Annotated in this window: 23 protein-coding genes and 1 other annotated feature; of the genes, 8 read left to right on the top strand and 15 right to left on the bottom strand. The window is 37.1% G+C overall.

Features of this window, described 5'->3' with window-relative positions; all coding sequences use genetic code 11:
- Positions 1–160: 160 nt before the first annotated feature.
- A complete protein-coding gene (locus TR08_RS02985) occupies positions 161–1,339 on the top strand; it encodes a TIGR04053 family radical SAM/SPASM domain-containing protein (RefSeq protein WP_045515645.1) in 1,179 nt (392 codons plus the stop codon).
- Between the two features lie 277 nt (positions 1,340–1,616).
- Entirely contained in the window at positions 1,617–2,567 is a 951-nt protein-coding gene (gene corA / locus TR08_RS02980) for a magnesium/cobalt transporter CorA (RefSeq protein ID WP_045515644.1), read from the top strand.
- A gap of 168 nt (positions 2,568–2,735) precedes the next feature.
- Here corA and TR08_RS02975 read toward each other — a convergent pair whose 3' ends face one another.
- Entirely contained in the window at positions 2,736–3,047 is a 312-nt protein-coding gene (locus tag TR08_RS02975; protein WP_045515642.1) for a hypothetical protein, read from the bottom strand.
- A 236-nt stretch (positions 3,048–3,283) separates the two neighbouring features.
- Here TR08_RS02975 and TR08_RS02970 point away from each other — a divergent pair, with 236 nt between their 5' ends.
- Together TR08_RS02970 and tatA are read left to right on the top strand one after the other, a co-directional pair.
- Entirely contained in the window at positions 3,284–4,306 is a 1,023-nt protein-coding gene (locus TR08_RS02970) for a M42 family metallopeptidase (RefSeq protein ID WP_045515875.1), read from the top strand.
- Positions 4,307–4,335: 29 nt separating this feature from the next.
- The gene (tatA, locus tag TR08_RS02965) at positions 4,336–4,551 is read left to right on the top strand and encodes a twin-arginine translocase TatA/TatE family subunit (RefSeq protein WP_045515641.1); all 216 of its coding nucleotides are present in this window, start codon (positions 4,336–4,338) and stop codon (positions 4,549–4,551) included.
- 31 nt (positions 4,552–4,582) lie between these two features.
- On the opposite strand, the gene TR08_RS33525 is transcribed toward tatA, so the two are convergent.
- On the bottom strand, positions 4,583–4,708 hold the full coding sequence (locus TR08_RS33525) for a hypothetical protein (RefSeq protein ID WP_274520990.1): 126 nt from the start codon (positions 4,706–4,708) through the stop codon (positions 4,583–4,585).
- Positions 4,709–4,903: 195 nt separating this feature from the next.
- On the opposite strand from TR08_RS33525, the gene TR08_RS02960 reads away from it, so the two are divergent.
- Complete coding sequence (locus TR08_RS02960; protein WP_045515640.1) at positions 4,904–5,329, top strand: hypothetical protein; 426 nt, start codon at positions 4,904–4,906, stop codon at positions 5,327–5,329.
- Between the two features lie 29 nt (positions 5,330–5,358).
- On the opposite strand, the gene TR08_RS02955 is transcribed toward TR08_RS02960, so the two are convergent.
- On the bottom strand, positions 5,359–5,955 hold the full coding sequence (locus TR08_RS02955; protein ID WP_045515639.1) for a hypothetical protein: 597 nt from the start codon (positions 5,953–5,955) through the stop codon (positions 5,359–5,361).
- Positions 5,956–6,246: 291 nt separating this feature from the next.
- Between TR08_RS02955 and TR08_RS02950 the strand changes: the two genes are divergently transcribed.
- A complete protein-coding gene (locus TR08_RS02950) occupies positions 6,247–7,470 on the top strand; it encodes an NAD(P)/FAD-dependent oxidoreductase (protein ID WP_045515638.1) in 1,224 nt (407 codons plus the stop codon).
- Positions 7,471–7,624: 154 nt separating this feature from the next.
- On the opposite strand, the gene TR08_RS02945 is transcribed toward TR08_RS02950, so the two are convergent.
- From TR08_RS02945 to proS, 7 genes are all read right to left on the bottom strand, one after another.
- Positions 7,625–8,605: an ABC transporter permease gene (locus TR08_RS02945; protein WP_045515637.1), complete on the bottom strand. Its 981-nt coding sequence runs from the start codon at positions 8,603–8,605 to the stop codon at positions 7,625–7,627.
- On the bottom strand, positions 8,598–9,509 hold the full coding sequence (locus TR08_RS02940; RefSeq protein ID WP_045515636.1) for an ABC transporter ATP-binding protein: 912 nt from the start codon (positions 9,507–9,509) through the stop codon (positions 8,598–8,600). Before TR08_RS02940 ends, TR08_RS02945 begins: the two co-directional genes overlap by 8 nt.
- 13 nt (positions 9,510–9,522) lie before the next feature.
- Positions 9,523–10,299, bottom strand: a complete 777-nt coding sequence (locus TR08_RS02935) for an SGNH/GDSL hydrolase family protein (RefSeq protein WP_045515635.1) — start codon at positions 10,297–10,299, stop codon at positions 9,523–9,525.
- A 93-nt stretch (positions 10,300–10,392) separates the two neighbouring features.
- Complete coding sequence (gene hmpA / locus TR08_RS02930; RefSeq protein ID WP_045515634.1) at positions 10,393–11,634, bottom strand: NO-inducible flavohemoprotein; 1,242 nt, start codon at positions 11,632–11,634, stop codon at positions 10,393–10,395.
- A gap of 232 nt (positions 11,635–11,866) precedes the next feature.
- Positions 11,867–12,289, bottom strand: a complete 423-nt coding sequence (locus tag TR08_RS02925; protein ID WP_045515633.1) for a hypothetical protein — start codon at positions 12,287–12,289, stop codon at positions 11,867–11,869.
- 276 nt (positions 12,290–12,565) lie between these two features.
- Entirely contained in the window at positions 12,566–13,138 is a 573-nt protein-coding gene (locus TR08_RS02920) for a GNAT family N-acetyltransferase (RefSeq protein ID WP_045515632.1), read from the bottom strand.
- Between the two features lie 200 nt (positions 13,139–13,338).
- Positions 13,339–14,769, bottom strand: coding sequence for a proline--tRNA ligase (gene proS / locus TR08_RS02915; RefSeq protein WP_202964958.1), 1,431 nt, complete (start codon positions 14,767–14,769; stop codon positions 13,339–13,341).
- A gap of 47 nt (positions 14,770–14,816) precedes the next feature.
- Positions 14,817–15,033 (bottom strand) — a binding site (T-box leader).
- A gap of 151 nt (positions 15,034–15,184) precedes the next feature.
- Between proS and TR08_RS33520 the strand changes: the two genes are divergently transcribed.
- Together TR08_RS33520 and TR08_RS30140 are read left to right on the top strand one after the other, a co-directional pair.
- Complete coding sequence (locus tag TR08_RS33520; protein ID WP_274520989.1) at positions 15,185–15,319, top strand: hypothetical protein; 135 nt, start codon at positions 15,185–15,187, stop codon at positions 15,317–15,319.
- A 160-nt stretch (positions 15,320–15,479) separates the two neighbouring features.
- A complete protein-coding gene (locus TR08_RS30140) occupies positions 15,480–16,367 on the top strand; it encodes a cupredoxin domain-containing protein (protein ID WP_052427324.1) in 888 nt (295 codons plus the stop codon).
- Between the two features lie 44 nt (positions 16,368–16,411).
- Here TR08_RS30140 and TR08_RS02905 read toward each other — a convergent pair whose 3' ends face one another.
- The 5 genes from TR08_RS02905 to TR08_RS02885 form a co-directional block, all read right to left on the bottom strand.
- Positions 16,412–19,564 carry an MMPL family transporter gene (locus TR08_RS02905; protein ID WP_045515631.1) on the bottom strand — a complete coding sequence of 1,051 codons (3,153 nt, stop codon included), beginning with the start codon at positions 19,562–19,564 and terminating at the stop codon, positions 16,412–16,414.
- Positions 19,561–20,028 carry a MarR family winged helix-turn-helix transcriptional regulator gene (locus TR08_RS02900; RefSeq protein ID WP_045515630.1) on the bottom strand — a complete coding sequence of 156 codons (468 nt, stop codon included), beginning with the start codon at positions 20,026–20,028 and terminating at the stop codon, positions 19,561–19,563. The genes TR08_RS02905 and TR08_RS02900 overlap by 4 nt, the downstream gene beginning before the upstream one ends.
- Before the next feature lie 201 nt (positions 20,029–20,229).
- Positions 20,230–20,814 carry an ATP-dependent Clp endopeptidase proteolytic subunit ClpP gene (clpP, locus tag TR08_RS02895; RefSeq protein WP_045515628.1) on the bottom strand — a complete coding sequence of 195 codons (585 nt, stop codon included), beginning with the start codon at positions 20,812–20,814 and terminating at the stop codon, positions 20,230–20,232.
- A gap of 30 nt (positions 20,815–20,844) precedes the next feature.
- The gene (locus tag TR08_RS02890) at positions 20,845–21,567 is read right to left on the bottom strand and encodes a sigma factor-like helix-turn-helix DNA-binding protein (protein WP_045515627.1); all 723 of its coding nucleotides are present in this window, start codon (positions 21,565–21,567) and stop codon (positions 20,845–20,847) included.
- A gap of 115 nt (positions 21,568–21,682) precedes the next feature.
- Complete coding sequence (locus tag TR08_RS02885; RefSeq protein WP_045515625.1) at positions 21,683–22,492, bottom strand: serine hydrolase; 810 nt, start codon at positions 22,490–22,492, stop codon at positions 21,683–21,685.
- Between the last annotated feature and the right edge of the window lie 3 nt (positions 22,493–22,495).

Below are 22,495 nucleotides of genomic sequence, written 5' to 3'. Positions count from 1 at the left end.
GATAAATATTAGTTGTTTAGTATTTTTTGATAAAGGAATGTAGAAATATTGTAACAAACCTTTCATGCACAACATACCGAGAAAATTATAATAAACCTATAGAAACATTTTAAATAATTTTAATTGTTCTTAAAAAATTTAATGAATCTTGGTGATGACAATGCAAGGAATAGGTAAAGGACACCCACATGCAATGGGACATCCGCATGGTGTAAGCAAGGGAATTGATTATAATGTGAACCCGTTTATTGTAATTTGGGAAGTAACACGAGCATGTGAGTTGAAGTGTGTACACTGCCGCGCTGATGCCCAGCTAACTCCTGATCCTCGAGAGTTAACCCATGAAGAGGGAATTAATTTAATTGATCAAATTTACGAAATGGACAATCCAATGCTTGTCTTCTCTGGCGGAGATTGTATGATGCGAGAAGACCTTTTTGAACTTGCTGATTATGCAGTAAAGAAAGGCATGCGTGTTTCGATGACACCAAGTGCAACACCAAATGTTACGAAGGAAAGAATGGAACGTGCAAAAGAAGTCGGTCTTTCACGCTGGGGCTTTAGTCTCGACGCACCTACTGCGGAAATACACGATAAATTTCGTGGAGTACCTGGTTCTTTCGACCTGACGCTTGAAAAAATTAAATACTTAAATGATTTAAAAATGCCTTTGCAAATCAATACGGTTATTTCCCGCTATAATTATGACCATCTTGAAGAAATGTCTAAGCTCGTAGAAGAACTTGGGGCGGTCATGTGGTATATTTTCTTACTCGTTCCAACAGGACGAGGTCAAATGGATGCTTGTATCACACCTGCAGAGCATGAAAAAGTATTCCGCTGGCTGTATCAATTAAGTAAAACAGCACCTTATGACATCAAAACAACTGCTTCTCAACACTACCGTCGTGTCGTATTACAAGAAAAAGCTCGTGACCATTTGATTGAAAAAGGTGAAATTCGCTATGAAGATTCCATCACAACAGACTTTGCTTCCATGCATGATGGCTTAAAGCGTGCACCAAAGGGTGTAAATGACGGAAATGGTTTTGTATTCGTAAACCATATTGGAGATGTAATGCCAAGCGGTTTGCTTCCGATCGTTGGCGGTAATATCCGTGAAACCCCTTTAGCAGAAATCTACCGTGAAGCAAAAGTATTTATAGACCTTAGACAGCCTGATAACTATAAAGGAAAATGTGGTGTGTGTGAATTCAACAAAATTTGTGGCGGTTCCCGTTCAAGATCGTATGCAGTAACCGGTGATTATATGGAGAGCGAGCCTTTCTGTGTGTATGTCCCACAAGCAATGCGAATGAAAGCAAAACTGTCAGTATAGTCAAACTCAGGCATTCCAACAAATGGAATGCCTTTTTTATTCCACTTACCTGTGTCTGAAATATTAATTTTCACATTTACCTAAAATTTAAACTCAGGGTATAAACGCTGAGAGGATTTCCAATCATCTTTTTCAAAATGCGTGACGATCATTCAAACCTAAACCAATTAGAGCTATAAGGAATCAAATGTACATTTTTGAAAAAAACACTAGATATCGTTATGATTAAGTCATATATATTTTTTTAAAAACTAAGAGAATGAAATAAGGTGTATTTATGATTAGAACAATTGCGGTAAATCAAAATTACCAATTGATTCATGATTTGCAAGTTTCAGAGTTAGTCCAAGGCAATTATTTATGGTACTGGATTGATTTCGGGCAACCAACCCAAAGTGAGATGGAACTCCTAAGTGAACCTCTTCACTTCCACCCTTTAGCAATCGAGGATTGTATCAATACCCTGCAGCGCCCAAAACTCGATTATTATGAGGATTATACCTTTTTTGTAACACAAGCCCTAAATCAAGTTACCATTACAAAAGAGGAGATTAACTTTTTTATTTCGGAACACTTCGTTATTACCTTTCACCACCAGCCATCTATTGAGATTCAAGAGGTGTGGAACAAATTTTCTCTTTCAAAAAAGGTAAAAAAGTGGAATCCATATCAAGTGTTATACCATACTCTAGACAGTATGGTAGACAATTACTTTCCGCTCGTCTATCACTTTGAAGATACACTAAATGAAATAGATGAGAATTCAAAGGGCAGGTCAATGGAGTCTTTACTTGAGATTCTTTTTGACACGAGACACGACCTCCTTTCATTGAGACAAACAATTACACCAATGAGAGATCTTTTATACCGAATAATAAATTCACAGCGGCTAACTGGAATCCAGATAAAAACTGAATATTTCTCTGATATCCATGACCATTTGCTTAAGCTGACAGAAATGATTGAAGCCAACCGAGAATTAGCAACGGACATACGTGATAGCTATATTTCTTTAAATTCACATCAAACAAACCATGTGATGAAGGTCCTTACTGTTATTACTACCCTTTTTATGCCTCTCACCTTCATTGCAGGTATTTATGGGATGAATTTTGAACACATGCCAGAGTTAACATGGAAATACGGTTACTTTTTTACCCTTTTCCTCATGTTTCTAGTTGTAGTTGGTATGACATACTGGTTTAAGAAAAAAGGATGGTTTAAATAAGAAAAGCTGAAGCGCTTTGTCCAGCCCCGACAAGCGCTGGAGGCCCTGTGGATGAAGTCATGCTTTTCGACTTCATCCACAGGGCCGAAGCGACCTCGAGGGGCTAGGCGCTGAAGCTAGAGAATGAATAAAGTAAAAAAAGACTAGTTCAGCTAGTCTTTTTCAATGCTACTCCCAATTTTCATAAGTAACCGTTCCGCCTGTTAAATCAATGGTATTCCGCTCACCCTTATAGTAGGTCCTTCCATCCTTTTCAAAAATATAATTTTCATAGGTAAATACCTCTTTTCCGTCTGGAAGATGGATAACAACTTGGGAACCTAGATTTTCTTCAGGAGATTCAATATTTATTGTACTTTGATAATAATATCGAAATACCAAGAAACCCACTGTCAATATGATAAAAGTTAGTATGAAAAAAAATGGTCCCTTCCAAGAAAATTGCTTCGGTTTTTGGTGATATAGTTCAAATCTGGTCATTTTTCTCCTCCATTAGCCTTTTAATTATTTGATAATTTGAATTATTCCTTTTATTTCCATATTTCAGACCTTTTATCCAACAATAGGAAAAATCCACACTTCCTAAACTATGCAGGAACACCAAAAAAGTTGACGAGTTTTGTTTGAGAGTGATTTTTCTATAAGATGTTATAATAGGAAAGAATGCTATTTAGAAAGGGGATTAAGCTTTGGAAAACAAAAACACAGAGGAAACAATGAAATTACTTGTAGATTTAGTTTCGATCCCGAGTCCATCAGGGAATACCAATGAAGTCATTTCCTACGTGGAGAAATACCTTGCAGAATTAAAAGTTGAAACAAGCAGAAACCGTAAAGGAGGTCTTATCGCAACATTAGAAGGAAAGGATGCAAGTAAGCACCGCATGCTTACTGCCCACGTGGATACACTCGGGGCCATGGTTAAGGAAATAAAATCAAACGGAAGACTACGAATTGATTTAATTGGTGGTTTTAAATATAACTCGATTGAAGGTGAATATTGCCAAATCGAAACAAGCAGCGGTAAAAAAATAACAGGTACGATTCTTATGCACCAGACTTCTGTCCATGTTTATAAGGACGCAGGAAAAGCGGAGCGCAATCAAGAAAATATGGAAATCAGAATTGATGAAAAAGTACATAATGCTGAGGACGTTAGAGCACTTGGGATTGAGGTTGGCGATTTTGTTTCTTTTGACCCAAGGGTAGAAGTTACTTCAAGCGGATTTATTAAATCCCGTCATTTAGATGATAAAGCGAGTGTTGCCATCTTACTTCAGTTAATTAAGCAATTAAAAAATGAAAACATTCAGTTACCTTACACCACCCATTTCTTAATTTCTAACAATGAGGAAATTGGTTACGGTGGTAATTCCAATATTACCTCTGAAACAGTTGAGTATTTAGCTGTTGATATGGGCGCAATGGGCGATGGACAGTCAACCGATGAGTATACAGTATCGATTTGTGTGAAGGACGCAAGCGGACCGTACCATTATGCACTTCGTAAGAATTTAGTGCGGCTTGCAGAAGAAAACAATATTGAATACAAACTCGATATTTATCCATTTTATGGCTCTGATGCCTCAGCAGCGATTCGCGCTGGCCACGACATCGTACATGGGTTAATAGGTCCTGGAATCGATTCCTCCCATGCTTTTGAACGGACACACGAATCATCGATTGAAAATACGGCAAAACTTTTATTACATTACGTACAATCTAATTTAGTTATATAAAAGACGTTTTACCAAAAGGAGGCTTCGTTATGTTTTCAAACATTGGCGTACCCGGATTAATCTTAATTCTAGTCCTTGCCTTAATTGTCTTTGGACCGAATAAACTTCCTGAGATTGGCCGTGCTTTCGGTAAGTCTCTTCGTGAATTCAAGCGTGCGACAGATGGAATAACAAATGACATTAAAGAAGAGTTTAAGGATGACCTGAAAGAGGCACAAAAGGAAAGAATTGACTTTAAAAAATAAATTGCAAGCTGCATGGGCAGCTTGCATTTTTTTATCTCCGCGACTTATCCGTAAATGATTGAAGTTGATTTACTAACTTCTTCCTTGCCTTATCATTTCTAAGTAAATATGCTGCCCCTAATGCAGCTGTGGTCATTAATAATCGATTTCTCGCCATGGGAATACCCTCCTTTAATTCATTACTACTTAAATGTTCCCTTAGAATAAACTTTTTAACAGTAACATTTATCATCTAGGTTAATTTCGATTTACGACACCAATCATTTGCTGTATTCTAAATATATAGATAATTGTAAAAATAACAACTAGACCCCTCATCTATTCCATCTCCATATAAGGAAGGTGTTTTTAGTTGTATTTTCATTTACTTGCTGCCCTCTTATTTTTTACCATTTCCATTTCCATACCTGCTATTCCAGAAACCTATATGGTGGCATTAATACTCTCTGGTTTTATTGCTATACTGATCTTTCTAAAAGAGCTATTCCTACATGTTAATAACAAATTACTTATTCAAGCAAAAGAAGCGGAAAACGAAAACATTTTAACTCTCTCTTCCTTCAAAGGTAAATTTCTAATGATTAAGGAAGAAGAATCTCCACTTTCAGATGAATTCACGTTTATGGTTTTTCACGATGGTTCTATCGAAATCCCACTCTTTTGTAGAAATGCTAACGTTATTCAAAAAGCTTCTCACTCTTCTAATGAATTAATAGTGTATTATAAAGATTATATCCTTGTTAATGTGGAGGAAATCGAAAAGACACCAATACCATAAAGAGATTGGTGTCTTTTTACTTTGTATAGTTATTCCGCTAACATTGCCTTTATCTTTTCGTTATGTTGTTTGGATTGTTCTAGCAATTGATTTAATAACTCTGCTGCCTGCTTATCATTTTTCGCTTCAACTGCCGCCTTTAGGTCATGGAAGGTTTTCCAATTACCCATTGCTTTGCCGCCGTGTGCTTTTTGAACAAATTCCTCTTTTGTGATTTTTCCTTCATCTAATTGTTTCTTTAACTCTTGGATTTTGGCCATTTTCTCTTGCTTCCACTTTTCGCGCTTCTCGGCATTTTCAGGGCTTAGCCACTTATTTCTTAATTCCTTTTTATCGGCTAATACCTTTGTCCATTCTGCTTTTTTATCAGGAGTATATTGATCCACCCATGCTAGCAGTTTTTGTTCACGCTCAGCCATTTTTGCCTGCCAGTCTTTATGACTATGCTCCTGTTTTTCACTATCAAACTCTTCTGTATCCTTGTCTCCTTCTTTATCCTGGGAGCCTGGTAATGTTCTTTTTTCAGCTGGTTTCTCACTTCCATCAGGTGTCTGAACATTCGCTGATGTAATACCTGGCATGGCGAGTAATAATCCAAGCATAATGATCAACATTCTAAATTTCATTTCAATCTCCTTCTTTCTTCGCTATATTCGTTCAAAATTTAACCAGTTATACAATTGGCACGAATTTATCATTCCCTGAATGTCAAAAAAAATTTACCATTTCGACAAATTTTTGTTAATAAACCCTCTTGTTTAATCATTAGAGTTATCGTAATCTATGAATATAGAAGATATGTGAAAAGATTCACAATAAAACAGAGTAAAAAGCTCTATATTTTTTTAAATCTCATTGTGAATTGCTTCACAATATTAAATCGTAGATAAATTTACTTATTATTAGGAGAGGTTAATATGAACAAACCAAAAATCGTAATCTTAGGAGCCGGATACGGCGGCATCATCACTAGTAAGAAACTAGAGAAGTTACTAAAATCTGGTGAAGCTGACGTTACTTTAATCAATAAACATGAATACCACTATATTACAACTCAACTCCATAAAACTGGAGCAGGTACTGCAGCTGATCGTCAAATTGCTATGGAGATTCCAGAGTTGATTAATCCGCAAAAAACAAATTTTATTAAAGGCAGTGTTACTGGGGTAGATGTAACAAATCAAGCGGTACACCTCGAGGTCGGGGAAACTGTAAAATATGACTACCTATTAATCGCGTTAGGTTTTGATATTGAAACCTTTGGAATCCCTGGTATTAAGGAACATGCCTTTGCTATTCGCAGCTTTAGGAGCACGAAAGCCATCTACAATCAAATCATAAGACAATTAACTCTTTATAAAGAGGACAAGGATCCATCACGCCTAACCTTTGTGGTAGCTGGCGGCGGATTTACAGGAGTAGAAATGCTAGGTGAATTAGCAGAAGGACTTCCAAAGCTTTGTAAAAAGTATGATGTCCCATTTGAAGATGTAAAAATTGTCGCTGTCGAGGCTGCACCATCCGTTATTCCGTTTTTCCCTAAGGAATCCATCCAATATACAACTGAAGTTTTAGATAAGTTTAATATCAAAATGTTTATGTCAACAAAAATATTAGAGTGTACACCTGAGAAGGTTGTACTCGAAAATGATATCGAGATTCCAACACGTACATTAATCTGGTCATGTGGTGTGAAAGGTAATCCAATTGTTCAAAACTGTGGATTACCGGTTGTAAAAGGTAAACTTCCTGTGGATTCATTCCTTCGCGTTAAAGATATGAAAAACATCTTTAGTATTGGTGACTGTTCCTTATTCATGAAGGATGAAAAAAATGCGCTGCCGCCAACTGCACAAGTAGCCCTGCAGGAAGCTGATGTTTGTGCGAAAAATATTGTCGCATCACTAAGAGGAGTCAACTTGAAAGCTTTTGAATATCATCACAAAGGTTCTGTAGCATCTATTGGAAACTTTGCTGCTGTAGGGAAAGTTGGTAATTTTAGACTATCTGGATTATTTGGTGCCTTTATGAAACAAATAATTGAAGCTCGCTATTTATTAAACCTTGGTGGTCCTTCCCTTATCATTAAACAGCACTTTGGATTTAGTAAAGAACCAGTTAAAATAACTGCTAATCAGTAATTAGGTAAACCAATGGAGTAAGGACTCCCTCCCTTTCTGCCCATTGATTAGAATATCCCTTTTTATACAGTTGCCTTTATCCCCCAATGTAAGGCAGCATAACCACCTTTCTACTCGAAAGGTGGTTTTTTCTGTACAAGAATTCTTTTTGTTATTAAAACACATCCTTTTTGGTAAATACAAAAAAGGAAACAAATAATCCAGCCGCCCACCACACGAGAAGGACCATCATCGAAAACGACAGCGTCATCCCTTCAATTGGGGGTGGGTTGCCATTCATGTAGTTTGTTAACTTTAAATTCACCATAAAGAAATATTTAGCTGACTCCCAGGATGAAACCATATTACTAAGAATCGCTCCTGAAATTAGAGCTGCTAACATGACACCCATACCAGCAGCCGTACTTCGGATGAGAACAGATAACATGAAAGAAAGTGTCCCTACGACAATGGCAACTAGCCAAACAAGACCAAAATCCATTAATAAAAACTGCCACTGATCGATTAACTTTACACTAGCTGTATTCAGGCCGGCATCACTAACAGTAAAACCAGTTAATACCGGTGCTCCCCAGCCTTTATAACCAAAAACCAAACCTGAAATACTATAGGACAGCAGTCCAGCGATGGCAACAATTAACGAGATGGCAAGGCTTAGGGTTATATACTTACTCAGGAGGACCTTCCACCTCTTAACTGGTCTCGTCAAAAGCAACTTTATGGAGCCTTGACTATGTTCAGAAGACACGATATCACTGGCAATCACCATCACCATTAAAGGAATAAATAATTCAATGGAATTCTCTAAAAAGATTCTCATAAACGTCGGAGCGCCTGGCTCTGAAGGGTTAATATCATGATCCAAATAATATTGATTTTGCTGCAAGGAAATTTGCAGTTGTTTTTTCCATTCATCCGAAATACGGGCACTGCTAATCCGGTTTTGCTGGTCAATGATGGTTTGTTGTATCATCGTCCGCCAATCGTCGGTTCCTAATTTTTCTCTTTGTCGTTCAACCTCTTTATATTGGGCATAGGTAAACATTGCAACCAAGAAACCAATGATAATCGCAATCACAACTAAACGCTTTTTGGCAATAAGCTTCATCATTTCATTATGAATCAGTTTATTCAATGGAATCACCCCCGGTTAGCTCCAGGAACAAATCTTCCAATACAGGCATTTTGCGATACATTTCAGTCACAGATACGCCTGCTTCTACCAGCATTTTATTCCACTCTGGTGTTGTAATTTCATCGTATTCCGTTGAAATAGAACCATCCTCTCTTTCGTCAATGGTTGTGACGGAACGTAACACCTCTTTCCCCATTTCAAACGGATGGAAACGCCAAATTACACGTTCTCGATTGGATAACAAGTTTAGGACCGTATCGGTTCGAATCACGGCTCCTCTTGAAATAATCGCCACTCGATCGCATAATAATTGAATTTCACTTAATAGATGGCTGGAAACAAGAACACTTAGTCCCTCATCTTCGGCAAGGAACCGGATAAATTCCCGCATTTCTCTTATTCCTGCAGGATCTAAACCATTCGTTGGTTCATCAAGAATTAATACTTTTGGTCTGCCTAATAGAGCCTGGGCAATCCCGAGTCGCTGTCTCATTCCAAGCGAATAGGTTTTTACTCTATCATGTATTCGATCTTTTAGACCCACCAGTTCCGTCACTTCTCTGATTCGCTCTTTACCAATTCCATCAAGCATATTTGCAAAATGCCGCAGATTGTCATAACCGGACAAATACGGATATAATTCAGGATTTTCTACAATACAGCCGAGATGTTTCATTGCTTCCTCAAAGTTGTCTACAATATTATAACCGCCAATTTGAATACTTCCTGAAGTAGGTTTGATTAATCCGACCAGCATCCGGATGGTTGTGGTTTTACCCGCACCATTTGGACCTAAGAAACCAAATACCTCTCCTTCTTTTAAGTCAAAACTAATCCCTTTAATGATTTCTTTTTTGCCGATTACTTTCTTTAAATTATGTACAGATAAAGTTATTTTCTCCATTTTTCCGGTCTCCTTACCAGGTAAGCAATGAAGCTACTCGTTCAGCAATTAAACGGTACCCTTTTGTATTCGGATGGAACTTGTCAGTATAAAGATAATCATTAACCTTCAACTCAAAGAGATCAAAGGTTGGCACAAACACAATATTGGGGAAGGAAGCACTTAATTCTGCACTTTGATAATTCCAGTGACGAACAACTTGGGACATCTCTTTTCCCTGCTCTAAATCAATAAAGGGGTTATATAAACCAATGAAAAAAACGTTTGCCTTTGGATTACTCGCACGAATCTGCTGAAAAATAAAATTCATATTCTCCAAGAATTTTTTCTCAATATCCGCAATATCTTCTGTTTCAAACTCCAGTAAAGCTTGTCCACCTCTGAACAAATCATTGCCACCCATTGTTACTAAAATCATATCTGCTGTTTGCAGCTGTCGTTTGACTTCGGTTTGCTGAATTTGCTGCTTAAGTGAATCGGACCGTTGACCGCTTATGCCAAGATTGGTTAGCTGCACGTCCTGCTTTGATTTCTCCTTGATTTCGTCCATTAGAACACCAATATAACCCTTACCTGTTTCATCACCAGTTCCTCTTGTTAAGGAATCACCTAAAGCAACAATATGTAGACCTTCCTTTTTTTTCACTTGCTTTTCAACATTGGTTTTCACAGGGATTTTATCCGGCTTACCCGCATAATATTCGCCTACTGCCAAGCCAAGCCCGACCAGCCAGAGGATACAAAAAAATAGCGAGACAATTGTTACTGACCGTATGACGTTCTTATTCAAAATGCTTCATCCTTTCTGGCTATTTCTACCTTTTATTTAATCACAATTACTGGATGAATCAAACTTTTGAACACAGAAAAAAAAACCGATTTCCTAAACGGAAACCGGTTCTTTCGTCACACTTTCTTCTAAGCTGTCTTTTGGTCCAAAAAATTCAAAGTGAATTCTGTCTTCATTTACTCCTAAATCCTTTAATGAACGATTTATCGATTTCATAAATGGCAGTGGACCACAGAAATAGAAGTCTGCTTCTACAGTAGGTATGTTCTTAACAAGCCATTCCTGAGTCACGTATCCTTCAACATCAAAGGAATTGTTTTTACGATCATCTTCTGTTGGTGAATCATAAAAGAAAAATGAGTTTACATGTTCAAGTGAAGTTAGAGTTTCTACTTCCTCTCTTAATGCATGGACAGTACCATTTGCTGCTGCATGAATGAATGTTACTTTTCTTTGCGGTTGGACCTCAACCACTGTTTTTAACATACTTAACATCGGCGTTAATCCCACGCCACCGCTTAATAACACAACAGGTGTAGTTTTTTCAGTATCAAGAACAAAATCCCCTGCTGGAGCACTTACCTTTAGAATTTCGCCTTCTGTTACAACATCATGGAGGTAATTAGATACCATTCCATTTGGGTTTGCTGTTCCAGCTTCACGTTTTACACTAATACGGTAATAATCTTTACCAGGAGCATCAGACAAGCTATATTGGCGGATATGTGTAAACTCCTCGCCATCGATTTCAAGTTTAATACTGATATACTGTCCTGGAAGGAAGTGTGCAATTTCTTTATGGTCTGTAGGTTTTAGGTAAAAAGATGTTATAACATCACTTTCTTTTACTTTACGATCAACAACAAAACTACGGAAACCGTCCCATCCACCTTGTTGTTTTTCAGCTTCTACATACATTTCTGCTTCAACACTGATAAAGGCATCTGCAATTACTCCATAAGCCTCTCCCCAGGCATTGATAATTTCATCTGATGCAGCATCGCCAAGTACATCTTTAATCGCTAATAAAAGGTGCTTTCCAACAATCGGATAATGTTCTGCTTTAATTCCAAGACTTCTATGTTTATGCGCAATTTGTTTAACAACCGGAAGAATTGCTTCTAGGTTATCAATATATTGAGCAGCAGCATAGACAGTCCCAGCAAGGGCTTTTTGTTGTCTTCCCTGTTTTTGGTTTGCATGATTAAAGATATTTAATAATTCAGGATGATTCCCAAACATCAATTGATAAAACCGTGTTGTAATGGTTTCTCCGTGTTTTTCTAAAACAGGTACCGTTGATTTAATGATTTCAATTGTTTTTTGATTTAACATAACAATCACTCCTTTTGTGGTTATCACTATTTATATAGGGATTATATGATAAATCACACGAAGAGTAAGTGATGCAAATCACACACCAATGTTTTTGAATAATTAGAACCAAGCCTTAAGTACCTGTTCATTTACAAGCAATCCAAATTATGTATCAAATTGAAGAAGGAATTGTTATTAATTAATGGTCCTTATTACTTTAACATAATACTTCGAAATCTACTTCGTTTGCTCAAACAAAAAAGCGATGCCCTGTAAAACATCGCACCCTAAATTCGAAATCTTCATTCAATTCATACAAACATGCAAAGCAACCAAAATTAGAGGTTACTCTAATTAATTTTTCAAGCTGTTTCACCTTTTCCTTGAGATCATCAATCTCTTCCTGCATCTTATCCTTCTCTTGATCTGACTTAAAATCATCCACTTGTGATTGAAAGTCATTAGAAACATCTGTATTAAGCTCAATAATTGCTCCAATCGTCGCCAAAGCGTCATCCACAGTAGCCAAGACATCGCCAATTATTCCAATAATTGCCCCAGTATTATTAGGTGGCTTATATTTAAAATTACTTAATGTTGAATTGGAGGCCGAATTATTACCATTTTTTTTGGCAACAGCAGCGAAAACATTAGACCTTTGATCCTTATTCATAAACTCCCTCTATAGCTAAACAAGGATTTAAAGGTTCGTAAAGTGATTTTCAGAATTACTTTACATTAAATTAATCAGTAAGATGAACGAATAAAATCATCTCTTTTCTTATTCGGTCTTTTCTATACTATTCACCTAGACTGATATTGGTGTAGAGATTGTTTCTTATAGACAAAACCAACAAAAAAATGCCTATCAAAATATCATATAATTTGATAGACATTTTACCCTGCATTTTCTTTGTTAGCGATAGGGAACGGACCCATTCCTAATTAATTAAGTACTCTTTGAAATTGTTTTCGCAAAAACACATGTATCTTTTGGTTCCTTACTTTCAACTGAGAGGCTATTATTTTTTAAAATACCCTCTAATTTAAAACCTAATTTTTCTGGAATGGCGCGGCTTTTGATATTCAGGGAATCGCATCGGATTTCTACACGCTTAGCATTCAGTTCGTTAAATGCAAATTCGGTAATAGCTTCGGTTGCCTCCGTTATATAGCCCCTACCGGTATGTCGAGTATCAATCCAATAGCCAATTTCAAACTTAGGTACATCCCAATTAATTCTGTGCAGTCCTGATGAACCGATAAATTCACCAGTTTCTTTATTGAATAGATGTAGTCGTAAATCCTCACGGGTAATAAATTTAGCAATACTATCACGAATATTCGCTTCTACATCCTGCTCGGATTGATTGGTATGAGCCCAAACCATCCAAGGCTTTAGTTCATTTAATGAAGCCTGTATGGCGTCATAAACTGCTTTTCCATCTCCTGGCAAGGGCTTGCGGATTAACAATCTCTCTGTCGTGAACTCTTCTGGAAACTCTATTAAACTTGGATTCATTTTGTCTCCCCCTTTTGAAACTTTGGATCTTCATGAAGTCCATTTTCTCTTTTCTTTTTCGACTTTGGTCTTCATAAACCCTTCATGAGGACCACTTTTTCAGATTTCTAATTATTTTGGGCTTCATGAACTCTTCTTGGTTACCACTTTTTTAATTTTTAAAAAGACTCCTCCGAATAGGAGGAGTCTTATAAATCTTATTAGTATGCTTTTGCCCAATAAACCATTTTATCGGCTTCTTTACCACAGCACACACAAGTATTAGACACCTGTTCTTGTTCAAATGGAATACATCTTGAAGTTGCTGTTGTTTCCTCTTTGATTTTCTCCTCACACGCGAGTTCGCCGCACCACATTGCTTTAATGAAGCCTGGTTTTGCTTCAAGCTTTTCCTTTAATTCAGGAAGTGTTAAAGCAACGGATGTTCTCTCTTCACGATGCGTCAAAGCTTTATTATATAAATTGGATTGAATTTCATCGAGTAATTCAACCAGCTTCGTTTCTAATTGATCCAAAGGAACGAATACCTTTTCCAATGTATCCCTTCTTACTAAAACAACCTGCTTGTTTTCAATATCTTTTGGTCCAACTTCCAAACGAACTGGAATTCCCTTCATTTCGTATTCATTGAATTTCCAGCCTGGCTTTTTATCGCTAGCATCGATATCCACACGAGCTACGCTTGAAAGCGACTTTTTCAACTCATAAGCGAAATCAAGAACTCCTTCTTTATGCTGTGCGATTGGCACAATCATAACCTGAGTTGGCGCCGCTTTTGGAGGAATGACTAAACCACGGTCATCACCATGCACCATTATTAAAGCCCCAATTATTCTAGTTGTAAAGCCCCATGATGTTTGGTGTACATACTGAAGCTTTCCTTCTTTATCGGTATATTGGATATTGAAAGCTTCCGCAAAGCCTGTTCCAAAGTGGTGAGAAGTCCCTGACTGCAGAGCTTTACCATCATGCATTAAGCTTTCAATTGTAAAAGTAGCTTTCGCACCAGCAAATTTTTCTTTTTCCGTCTTCTGTCCTTTTACTACAGGAATTGCAAGAATCTCTTCACAAATCGCTGCATATACATTCAGCATTTTGATTGTTTCTTCCATCGCATCTTCATCAGTAGCATGTGCCGTATGGCCTTCCTGCCATAAAAACTCTAAAGTCCGTAAGAATGGACGAGTTGTTTTTTCCCAGCGTACAACGTTTGCCCACTGATTGTAAAGCTTTGGTAAATCTCTATAGGAATGGATGATGTTACTATAATGCTCGCAAAAAAGAACTTCAGATGTTGGACGAACCACTAATCGTTCTGCCAATTCTTCAGAACCGCCATGTGTAACCCATGCCACTTCAGGTGCAAAGCCTTCGACATGATCTTTTTCTTTTTGCAGTAAGCTTTCCGGAATAAACAGTGGCATATAGACATTTTCATGCCCTGTTTCTTTAATGCGGCGATCTAGTTCATTTTTTATATTATCCCAAAGGGCATACCCATAAGGGCGAATAATCATCGATCCGCGTACACTTGAATAATCAATTAAGTCTGCTTTTGTTACAACATCGGTATACCATTGGGCGAAATCCTCATCCATACTGGTAACATCTTTTACAAATTCCTTTGCCATTTTTGACACCTCATTATTTTTTTGAATATAAAAAGGCCTTGGTCCCAAAAAGGGACCAAGACCTGGCGATACCACCCTAAATTCATAAAGCAAATGCTTTATACTCTCGACATGATAACGGACTTTATCCGCATGTATCTTCAAAAGAATCCGATACAGAACTCCGAGGCAGGTTCAAATGTCTGTCTTAAGAAACCTTCCACCAGCGGTTTCCTCTCTTTGTAAGACAACTAACATTTTACTAATCCCCATCAACGTTTCAATAGTATTTTTGAAAATTATATATTTCCAATCCCTAAATGTCAAACACTATTTTTGGAATATAATTCTTATTTTCACCTGTTATACTAAATTTAATCATATATTTATTCTAATTTCAAATTAGGTTACAATTAGTCTAAATGAGGTGATGTCAATGAAAAATGAAGAAATGAATGAGGAAGAAAAGGAAGAAGAAGAAAAACGATACTTACTGGACCTTATGAAAATGCAAAATGAAGCCTTAAAAAGAATTTATAAAAACACAATTGATAATGTAAAAAAGGATTAAACCCCATAGCTACACCCTACGGACGTTTATAACGTCTTTTTTATTTTCCCCATAAGTTTCATTAAACGTTCATAAAAGCCACCAAATAGACAATTTATTATCATATTAATGCAATTATAATGTACATATATTGTTTATTAATTTTAGAGGGGATTATCAAATGTATATATTATCGATTTTCACAATAGTAATAATGAGTTTGTTGACTGGAAATTCTATTTTCCTTTTACATCGCAAGAAAAATAAACTATCCAACCTATCTGGAACGATTGTCGTAATCGTACTGACAATGATGGGAAGCCTCTTATCTGGTTATATAAGCGGTATCCTATCAGGAGAGCTATTCCTCCCTGTTGGATTGGGCACGCTAATTGGATTTACGCTTGGATTTATTGCTGGTCAGCCAATTGGGATATTGGCCATTTTAAGTGGCTCCGTTTCAGGAATCATAAGTGGAATCATCGGTGCCCTCCTAGGTGCAATCCTTCAGTTCGATAACCCTGTGATCATGCTTGGGATTTTACTAGGCTTGTATGTTATTATTCTTGGACTTGTTATTATATTTATTATCGTAGACACAAATGGGAAATTATCGCTTGATACTCAAGGAATTTCACCATTTAATATTTTATCAGCAGGATTAGTTCTCATTGCCTTATTTTTATTTTTATACAGCAGTGACATTGTTAAAATACCTGGTGAGAGCGAAGCAGCTCAAGCGCAAGAGAATAATAATCCAAGTACCCCTCCGGCACCAACAGAACTTGATATTACTAAGGAAACCAATCCTAAAATTGAGATGATGGTTACACCGACAGGCTACTCTCCAAATATTATTCGCGTCAAAAAAGGTGTACCAGTTGAATTAAATATTACAAATTCAGGTGATAACAGCTGTTTTTCAACGTTTATGATGCCGGATTTCAATCTGAATAATGTAAACCTTAAGGCTGGAACAAAAAAATTAAGCTTTACCCCTGATAAAGCAGGAGAATACACGTTTACTTGTGGTATGAATATGTTTAAAGGAACGGTTATTGTTGAGTAATCTAATAAAAAGCAGCACGCCGAAACTTCAGCATGCTGCTTTTTTTACATATGAGTTGAATGATCATTTACAACTGTATCGTTATTCTTTTTAAACGGCCACCAGTTGGCTTCTCCAAATGTTTTAACCATGACTGGGACAAACAACGGCAGAATCACGAGGGCATAGAGTGAAAGTCCGATTAATAGAATGGCCGCAATTTGAAGCAATGATAAAACACCAGCTGGCATCATCGCAGCAAAAGTGCCGCCTAAAATGACTGCTGCAGAGATAATAACTGTTCCCATTTTCTTCATCGAAATGAGTATCGCTGTTTCTACTGGCATATGTTTAAACTCATTGAATCGGTCCATTAAGAAAATACTATAGTCAATTCCGAGTGCTATTAAAATAACAAACGCAAAAAACGGAACTGCCCAGCTTATGCCTGAATAGCCTAACACATTTACAAACAATACTTCTGCAAGTGCCATAGAAGTAAAATACGTTAAGATTAATGAACCAATCAGATATAAAGGCATAATAATGGAACGGAACAGAATGATTAGAATGATCGTAATCCCAATCAGCATAAGCACCACAGTTCGTGAATAATCGGCCTCTGATATATTATCAAGGTCATGGTGCATACTTGATACTCCGCCTACTGCTATTTCTGCATTCTCAAGCTTTGTATCCTTTACCACCCGCTCAACTGTTTCCTTAATTTCAGGAACTGTATTAAGAGCTTCATTGGAATACGGGTTCTTATTAAAGACCACGTCAATCGTCATTACTTTACGATCTTTTGACATATAGGTATTTAATACTTGCTCAAAGTCTTTGCCATCAAGTACATCCTGTTGAATATAAAAACCATTTTGCTCTTGCTTAGATACTCCAGCTAGGTACTCCTGTGCTGACTCCAAACCATCAGAGACTTGATTTAATCCATCCGCACTTTGCGTTAACCCATCTGTCAGCTGAGTGATTTGACCGCTCATGTCCTGAAAGCCTGTTAAAATCTGCTGCTGACCGTTATTCAATCCACTTAGACCATTTGAAAATTGAGGAAGTCCATCAACAATTTGTCCTTGGCCATTTCCCATCGTGTAAAGTCCTGATTCAATCTCTGTTAGACCTTTTAAGAGATCCTCCATTCCTTTCACGAGTGCTTCCTGACCAACGATGGCTTCTGAGAATTTACTATTAGCAAAACTGATACCATCCTGAGCACCTTTTAAACCTGAATTCAATTGATTCAAGCTTCCTGCTAATTCTGCAGTTGCTGCCTGAGAACCTTGAATGGTCATTTTAATAGCTTGATAGTTTTTATTTTGCCCAATATCACTATAATCACTTTCTAGATTAGTAAAATATTGATTTGTTGCCGCTAATGTATCTTGTAATCCACTAACGCCATTCGCAACTTGATCGTAGTTTCCTGCAAGTGTATTTAATCCCCCAGCTGCCTGTTTGTATCCTTCAAGCAACTGTTTACTGCCAGCCAATACTTCGGCAGATTTAGTCTTTATAACCTCTAGTCCTTCTTTCACTTGCGTGGTACCTGCTGCACCTTGTTTTAATCCACCTTCAATTTTTGCAAGGTTATCTTGGATGGTTCCCATTCCCGTTTGTAACTGGCTTGTGCCGGTAATCAATTGACTGATTCCATCGGTAGCCTCTCCCATTTTGGGTTGATTAGCTGCGAGCTGGCTGCCTGCCTCGGCAAGACCACTACTAATCTTTTGAATTCCATCATTCCCCTGACCAAGACCGTCCTCTAGACTTTTTACTTGCTCCGATATATAGAAATTGTCAATGGTTTCACCAGTCGGACGTGTAACGGAGCGGACCGCATCCACATCGCTGATTTTATTAAGCTCTTGACTAATTTTTTCTGTGAGAGCAATGTATTCTGACGTATTCATTTTGTCATCATTTTTAATGACAATTTGTGTAGGCATGGATTCACCAGGTCCGAATCCGTCAGAAATAATATTGAATCCTTTAATCGAATTGAATTCATCACCGATTTCTTCAAGTGAGTTAAACGATAAATCTCCATCATACGTAAATAATGCTGGAACTGAAATAGCAGCAACAATGATCAGCGCAATTAAAGGACGTGCTAAAGCAAAACTGCCAACAAATCCCCAAAATTTACTTTCACCATGCTCCAGCTTCCCTTTTGATGGCCAGAATAGTTTCTTGCCTAACACAGCCATAAAAAACGGGACAATTGTAAACAATCCTACAAGCAATAAAGCTACTCCGATCGCTACGGCAGCTGCTGACTGATAAAGCACAAAGGTTGAAAAACCGATGGAAGCAAAACCAATCATAACCGCTAATCCGCTAAAGAAAACTGTTTTTCCGGCATTACTGTAAGTAATAACAATAGCCTCTACTACACTATCATTCTTAGACATTTCCTCTTTAAAACGACTAAGCAGCAAAATACAATAATCGGTTCCAATCCCAAACAATACAGCAACCAAGAATATTTGTGTAAAGGTTGATAAGGGGAAATTGACCTTATCTACTAAAATAGCAACAATTGACTGCGCAGCTAAATAGCTGAAGCCTACCGTTACTAATGGAATTATAGGAGCCACAGCTGATTTAAACACAAGTAATAGCACAACCAATATAAAAACAACAGTAATTCCTTCGGTCTTCTTTAGACCTTCTTGAGAGTTTGTTACAAGATCCTCTGAGATCAACCAGTTACCAGTATAATAGTGGGCTAATTCCACATTATCTAGTGCTTCATACAAATCATTCGTAATTTCTTTTCCTTCACGACCATCTGCGGTTACATTCAAGGAAACAAGGATCGTTTTTCCGTCCTCTGATACAAGTTGTTCCTTTAATTCCTCTTGATTAAAATGAGTAAGAATAGAGGTTATACCCAGTTCACTCTTATTCTTTTCCAGCTGAGTAATAGCTATTTCTGCCTTTGAAAAGTCATCTTCCGTTAATTTTTTGTCACTATGGAAAACTAATGCTGTTTGTAAATCATTCCCGCTATTTTCACTTGACTGGACATCATTTAAAATTTCCTCGGCTAGAGTGGAAGAATAACCTTCCGGAACGCTGATTTGTCCCTTTTCCCGGACAAGCTTTTCCATATTTGGTGCTACCATAAAGAGCACCGCAATAATTGCTACCCATGCAGTAAGGACAAACCATTTTCCTTTTATAATCGATCTCACGAGTTATCCCCCTCTTCGTCCTTTTTCATGTTGGTTAATATTAGGGCTAATTTTTCATACGTATTAATAAAGTTTGTAATTTCTGTTTCATCAAATTGAGTAATAAATGACTCTACCAAAAGGTGCACCTTTTCTTGGGTTTTTTGGTGCAGTTTTTTTCCTTTATCACTCAATGTTAAATAAACAACCCTCCTATCGTTTTCATCACGCGTTCTTTCAATTAGACCTCTGTCAGCTATTCTGTTGATAATAGCCGTAATCGCACTTTTATTCACATCAAATGCCTCTGCCAATTCTGATGAGGTGCACTCATGAGATTGTTGAATGTAACTTAAAATATAGTGCTGGTCAGTGGTTAAATCCTCTCCTATCTGACACTTAAGTAAAGACTCTGCTTTCTTATTGACAACAAAAGAAACGGACACATACCGGTCTATTAGTTCCTGAATGGTCTTTTTATCCATTGTCCATTTCACCTCACTTTGTAAAATTAGTTAAACTGTTAAACTATTCACTTGTTTAACTATATTGCATGTTATAAAAGGTGTCAATATAAAAAAGGTCAGCTGTTTTTTCTGTAAGAATATCCCTTTTGAATACTCAAAAGGGATATTCTTACAGTTCGCTAACCTTTTTCCTGTTATTTTGCTTAACTTTTTTCAAATTTATGCTTTCGGGTATAGAATTTCATCAATAATTCCATACGCTTTTGCTTCTTCGGCACTCATAAAGTAATCTCGATCTGTATCGTTTGCTACCTTCTCAACAGTCTGCCCCGTCCTCTGGGAAATTATTTGATTAATATGTTCTCTTAGCTTTAAGATACGCCTTGCAGATATTTCGATTTCAGTTGCCTGCCCCCTTACGCCTCCAAGTGGCTGGTGAATCATAATTTCACTATTTGGCAAGGCATACCGTTTCCCTTTCGTTCCAGCAAGCAGTAACATCGCCCCAAATGATGCTGCCATCCCTGTACAAATCGTTCGAACATCCGGCTTAATGTATTGCATGGTATCATAAATGGCAAAACCGGCTGATGTGGAGCCTCCGGGACTATTAATATAAAGTGAAATTTCTTTATCAGGTGCGTCAGCTGCTAAAAATAATAATTGAGCAACCACACTGTTCGCCGTGTGATCATTAATTTCATCACCGATAATAATGATCCGATCTTTTAATAATCGTGAATAAATATCGTAGGAACGTTCACCACGATTAGATTGTTCTATTACATAAGGAATTGTACTCATTGATAAATCCTCCTTGAAAGCAGATATTGGCTAAGCAGCCATACAGAGAGTGCTTGAAGGAGTGTGAGTTTTAAACGATCCAATATTCCTTGAAACAAGCTGTGGAATATCCATAACACTTTTGAATGATGAAAGTGAATCAATTAAAACGCTAGGATCTTGGACTTTTAACGATTCATTAAATAAATCAGCTAATTTCTCGCGTTCATCTTCATCCCAAAATAATTCCATAGGGAAGCAGCGATCCGTTTCATTTATTTTTTCAAGACGTTTTTTAGAACGATTCAAATTGGACTTTATAGCCATTTCTGTTGTCCCAAGAATAGCTGCAATTTCCTTTGATTGGTATTGAAATGCTTCTTTGAGCATAAAAATGACGGCTTGCTTTGGTGTGAAATGCTTTAGCAATAATTCGACCGAATTCAACCTATCATCCAGCTGACTTGCTGCTAAATGACTAGAAAAATCATGATTTATATGGGTTGATTCGTTTTTTCTTTTTCGAACCACATCAATCCAATGATTGTAAGCGATCTTATTTACCAAAGCTGAGGTCATCTTATGCTTGGCAGTGGAATATTTCTTAGCTTTCAAATAAACTTCTTGAGCGATATCTTCGCCATCCCATTTATTTTGGGCTAAAAAGTGACAATATCGCTGTAGTTTTGGATAATACTCTATCCAAAAAAAATCACCTGTCTTATTTTCCTGTTGTTGGTCTTCCCTTGTGATCTGACTAAAACCATTAGACATTTTATTCACTCCTTTAACACTCTCTAACCTATAAACGTTTCAAAATGGAAAAAAGATACGGGGTAAAACATTTCTTTTATTAAAAAACTGATTCGGTGCACCCAAATCAGTATCATTACTTACTATTCCAGCAAATCTTTGTGTGTCGAATGAAAAAATCAGAAATATGTTTTCCAATGTTCCTGATGATTTGTTTTACAGCATTTTGATCGATGAAACTGTCCGTCAAAACAGCGACATAGCCTTTTCTGCCCTGATATTCAAATATAGCACAATCGTGCTCAACACTCGGAAGTTCCCCGGTTTTATTTACTACAGTGATCTTTTCTAGGTTCACCATTGCCGGGAGCTTATCCCTAAATTGCTGATGTCTTAATGCATGATACGCAATTGGAGGTCCTGTGATTCCAATAATATCGTTTATTTCATTCAACAATTTAAGGAAATGAATCATTTCTCTCGGATTTGTAAAGTTGTCCATTCCTTTTTCAATTGCAGCAAAATCCATCATTTTTCTGTTTAACTTAGTGTGTTCAAATCCGATTTCTTTTATAAAAGCATTGATTTCATCCATCCCCAATAAATCAATCAGAATATTGGTGGCTGTGTTATCTGAAACGATAATCATCAAGGTCATTAAGTCTTTCACTGTCAATGATAACTGATCAGATAGTGCATATAATATCCCTGATCCGCCTGCTCTATTTTCCTTTGAAATGTGAATCAGTTGTTCTAAGTCTAGTTCGCCTATCTTATGCCTCCCGAGCCCTGCTAGTAAAATGGGAATCTTTATTAAACTTGCCGAACGAAATACTTTTTCGTTATCGATATAGAAATTACCAGCGTCTTCAATTTCTATTGCTAAGCCGATCCTCCCTTCAAATTCATTGAGTTCTTCACGAATTTTTTCTTTTAATATCTCCATAGT

Source organism: Neobacillus niacini (assembly GCF_000759675.1).
Lineage (GTDB): Bacteria > Bacillota > Bacilli > Bacillales > Cytobacillaceae > Neobacillus > Neobacillus niacini_A.
This window is presented reverse-complemented; position numbering and strand designations above follow the sequence as displayed.

What these genes read in the sequence shown, in the direction of transcription:
- TR08_RS02985 (WP_045515645.1), top strand. Translation starts at nt 161, where the DNA reads ATGCAAGGAATAGGTAAAGGACACCCACATGCAATGGGACATCCGCAT.
- corA (WP_045515644.1), top strand. Translation starts at nt 1,617, where the DNA reads ATGATTAGAACAATTGCGGTAAATCAAAATTACCAATTGATTCATGAT.
- TR08_RS02975 (WP_045515642.1), bottom strand. Translation starts at nt 3,047, where the DNA reads ATGACCAGATTTGAACTATATCACCAAAAACCGAAGCAATTTTCTTGG.
- TR08_RS02970 (WP_045515875.1), top strand. Translation starts at nt 3,284, where the DNA reads ATGAAATTACTTGTAGATTTAGTTTCGATCCCGAGTCCATCAGGGAAT.
- tatA (WP_045515641.1), top strand. Translation starts at nt 4,336, where the DNA reads ATGTTTTCAAACATTGGCGTACCCGGATTAATCTTAATTCTAGTCCTT.
- TR08_RS33525 (WP_274520990.1), bottom strand. Translation starts at nt 4,708, where the DNA reads ATGGCGAGAAATCGATTATTAATGACCACAGCTGCATTAGGGGCAGCA.
- TR08_RS02955 (WP_045515639.1), bottom strand. Translation starts at nt 5,955, where the DNA reads ATGAAATTTAGAATGTTGATCATTATGCTTGGATTATTACTCGCCATG.
- TR08_RS02950 (WP_045515638.1), top strand. Translation starts at nt 6,247, where the DNA reads ATGAACAAACCAAAAATCGTAATCTTAGGAGCCGGATACGGCGGCATC.
- TR08_RS02940 (WP_045515636.1), bottom strand. Translation starts at nt 9,509, where the DNA reads ATGGAGAAAATAACTTTATCTGTACATAATTTAAAGAAAGTAATCGGC.
- hmpA (WP_045515634.1), bottom strand. Translation starts at nt 11,634, where the DNA reads ATGTTAAATCAAAAAACAATTGAAATCATTAAATCAACGGTACCTGTT.
- TR08_RS02925 (WP_045515633.1), bottom strand. Translation starts at nt 12,289, where the DNA reads ATGAATAAGGATCAAAGGTCTAATGTTTTCGCTGCTGTTGCCAAAAAA.
- TR08_RS02920 (WP_045515632.1), bottom strand. Translation starts at nt 13,138, where the DNA reads ATGAATCCAAGTTTAATAGAGTTTCCAGAAGAGTTCACGACAGAGAGA.
- proS (WP_202964958.1), bottom strand. Translation starts at nt 14,769, where the DNA reads ATGGCAAAGGAATTTGTAAAAGATGTTACCAGTATGGATGAGGATTTC.
- TR08_RS33520 (WP_274520989.1), top strand. Translation starts at nt 15,185, where the DNA reads ATGAAAAATGAAGAAATGAATGAGGAAGAAAAGGAAGAAGAAGAAAAA.
- TR08_RS30140 (WP_052427324.1), top strand. Translation starts at nt 15,480, where the DNA reads ATGTATATATTATCGATTTTCACAATAGTAATAATGAGTTTGTTGACT.
- TR08_RS02900 (WP_045515630.1), bottom strand. Translation starts at nt 20,028, where the DNA reads ATGGATAAAAAGACCATTCAGGAACTAATAGACCGGTATGTGTCCGTT.
- clpP (WP_045515628.1), bottom strand. Translation starts at nt 20,814, where the DNA reads ATGAGTACAATTCCTTATGTAATAGAACAATCTAATCGTGGTGAACGT.
- TR08_RS02890 (WP_045515627.1), bottom strand. Translation starts at nt 21,567, where the DNA reads ATGTCTAATGGTTTTAGTCAGATCACAAGGGAAGACCAACAACAGGAA.
- TR08_RS02885 (WP_045515625.1), bottom strand. Translation starts at nt 22,492, where the DNA reads ATGGAGATATTAAAAGAAAAAATTCGTGAAGAACTCAATGAATTTGAA.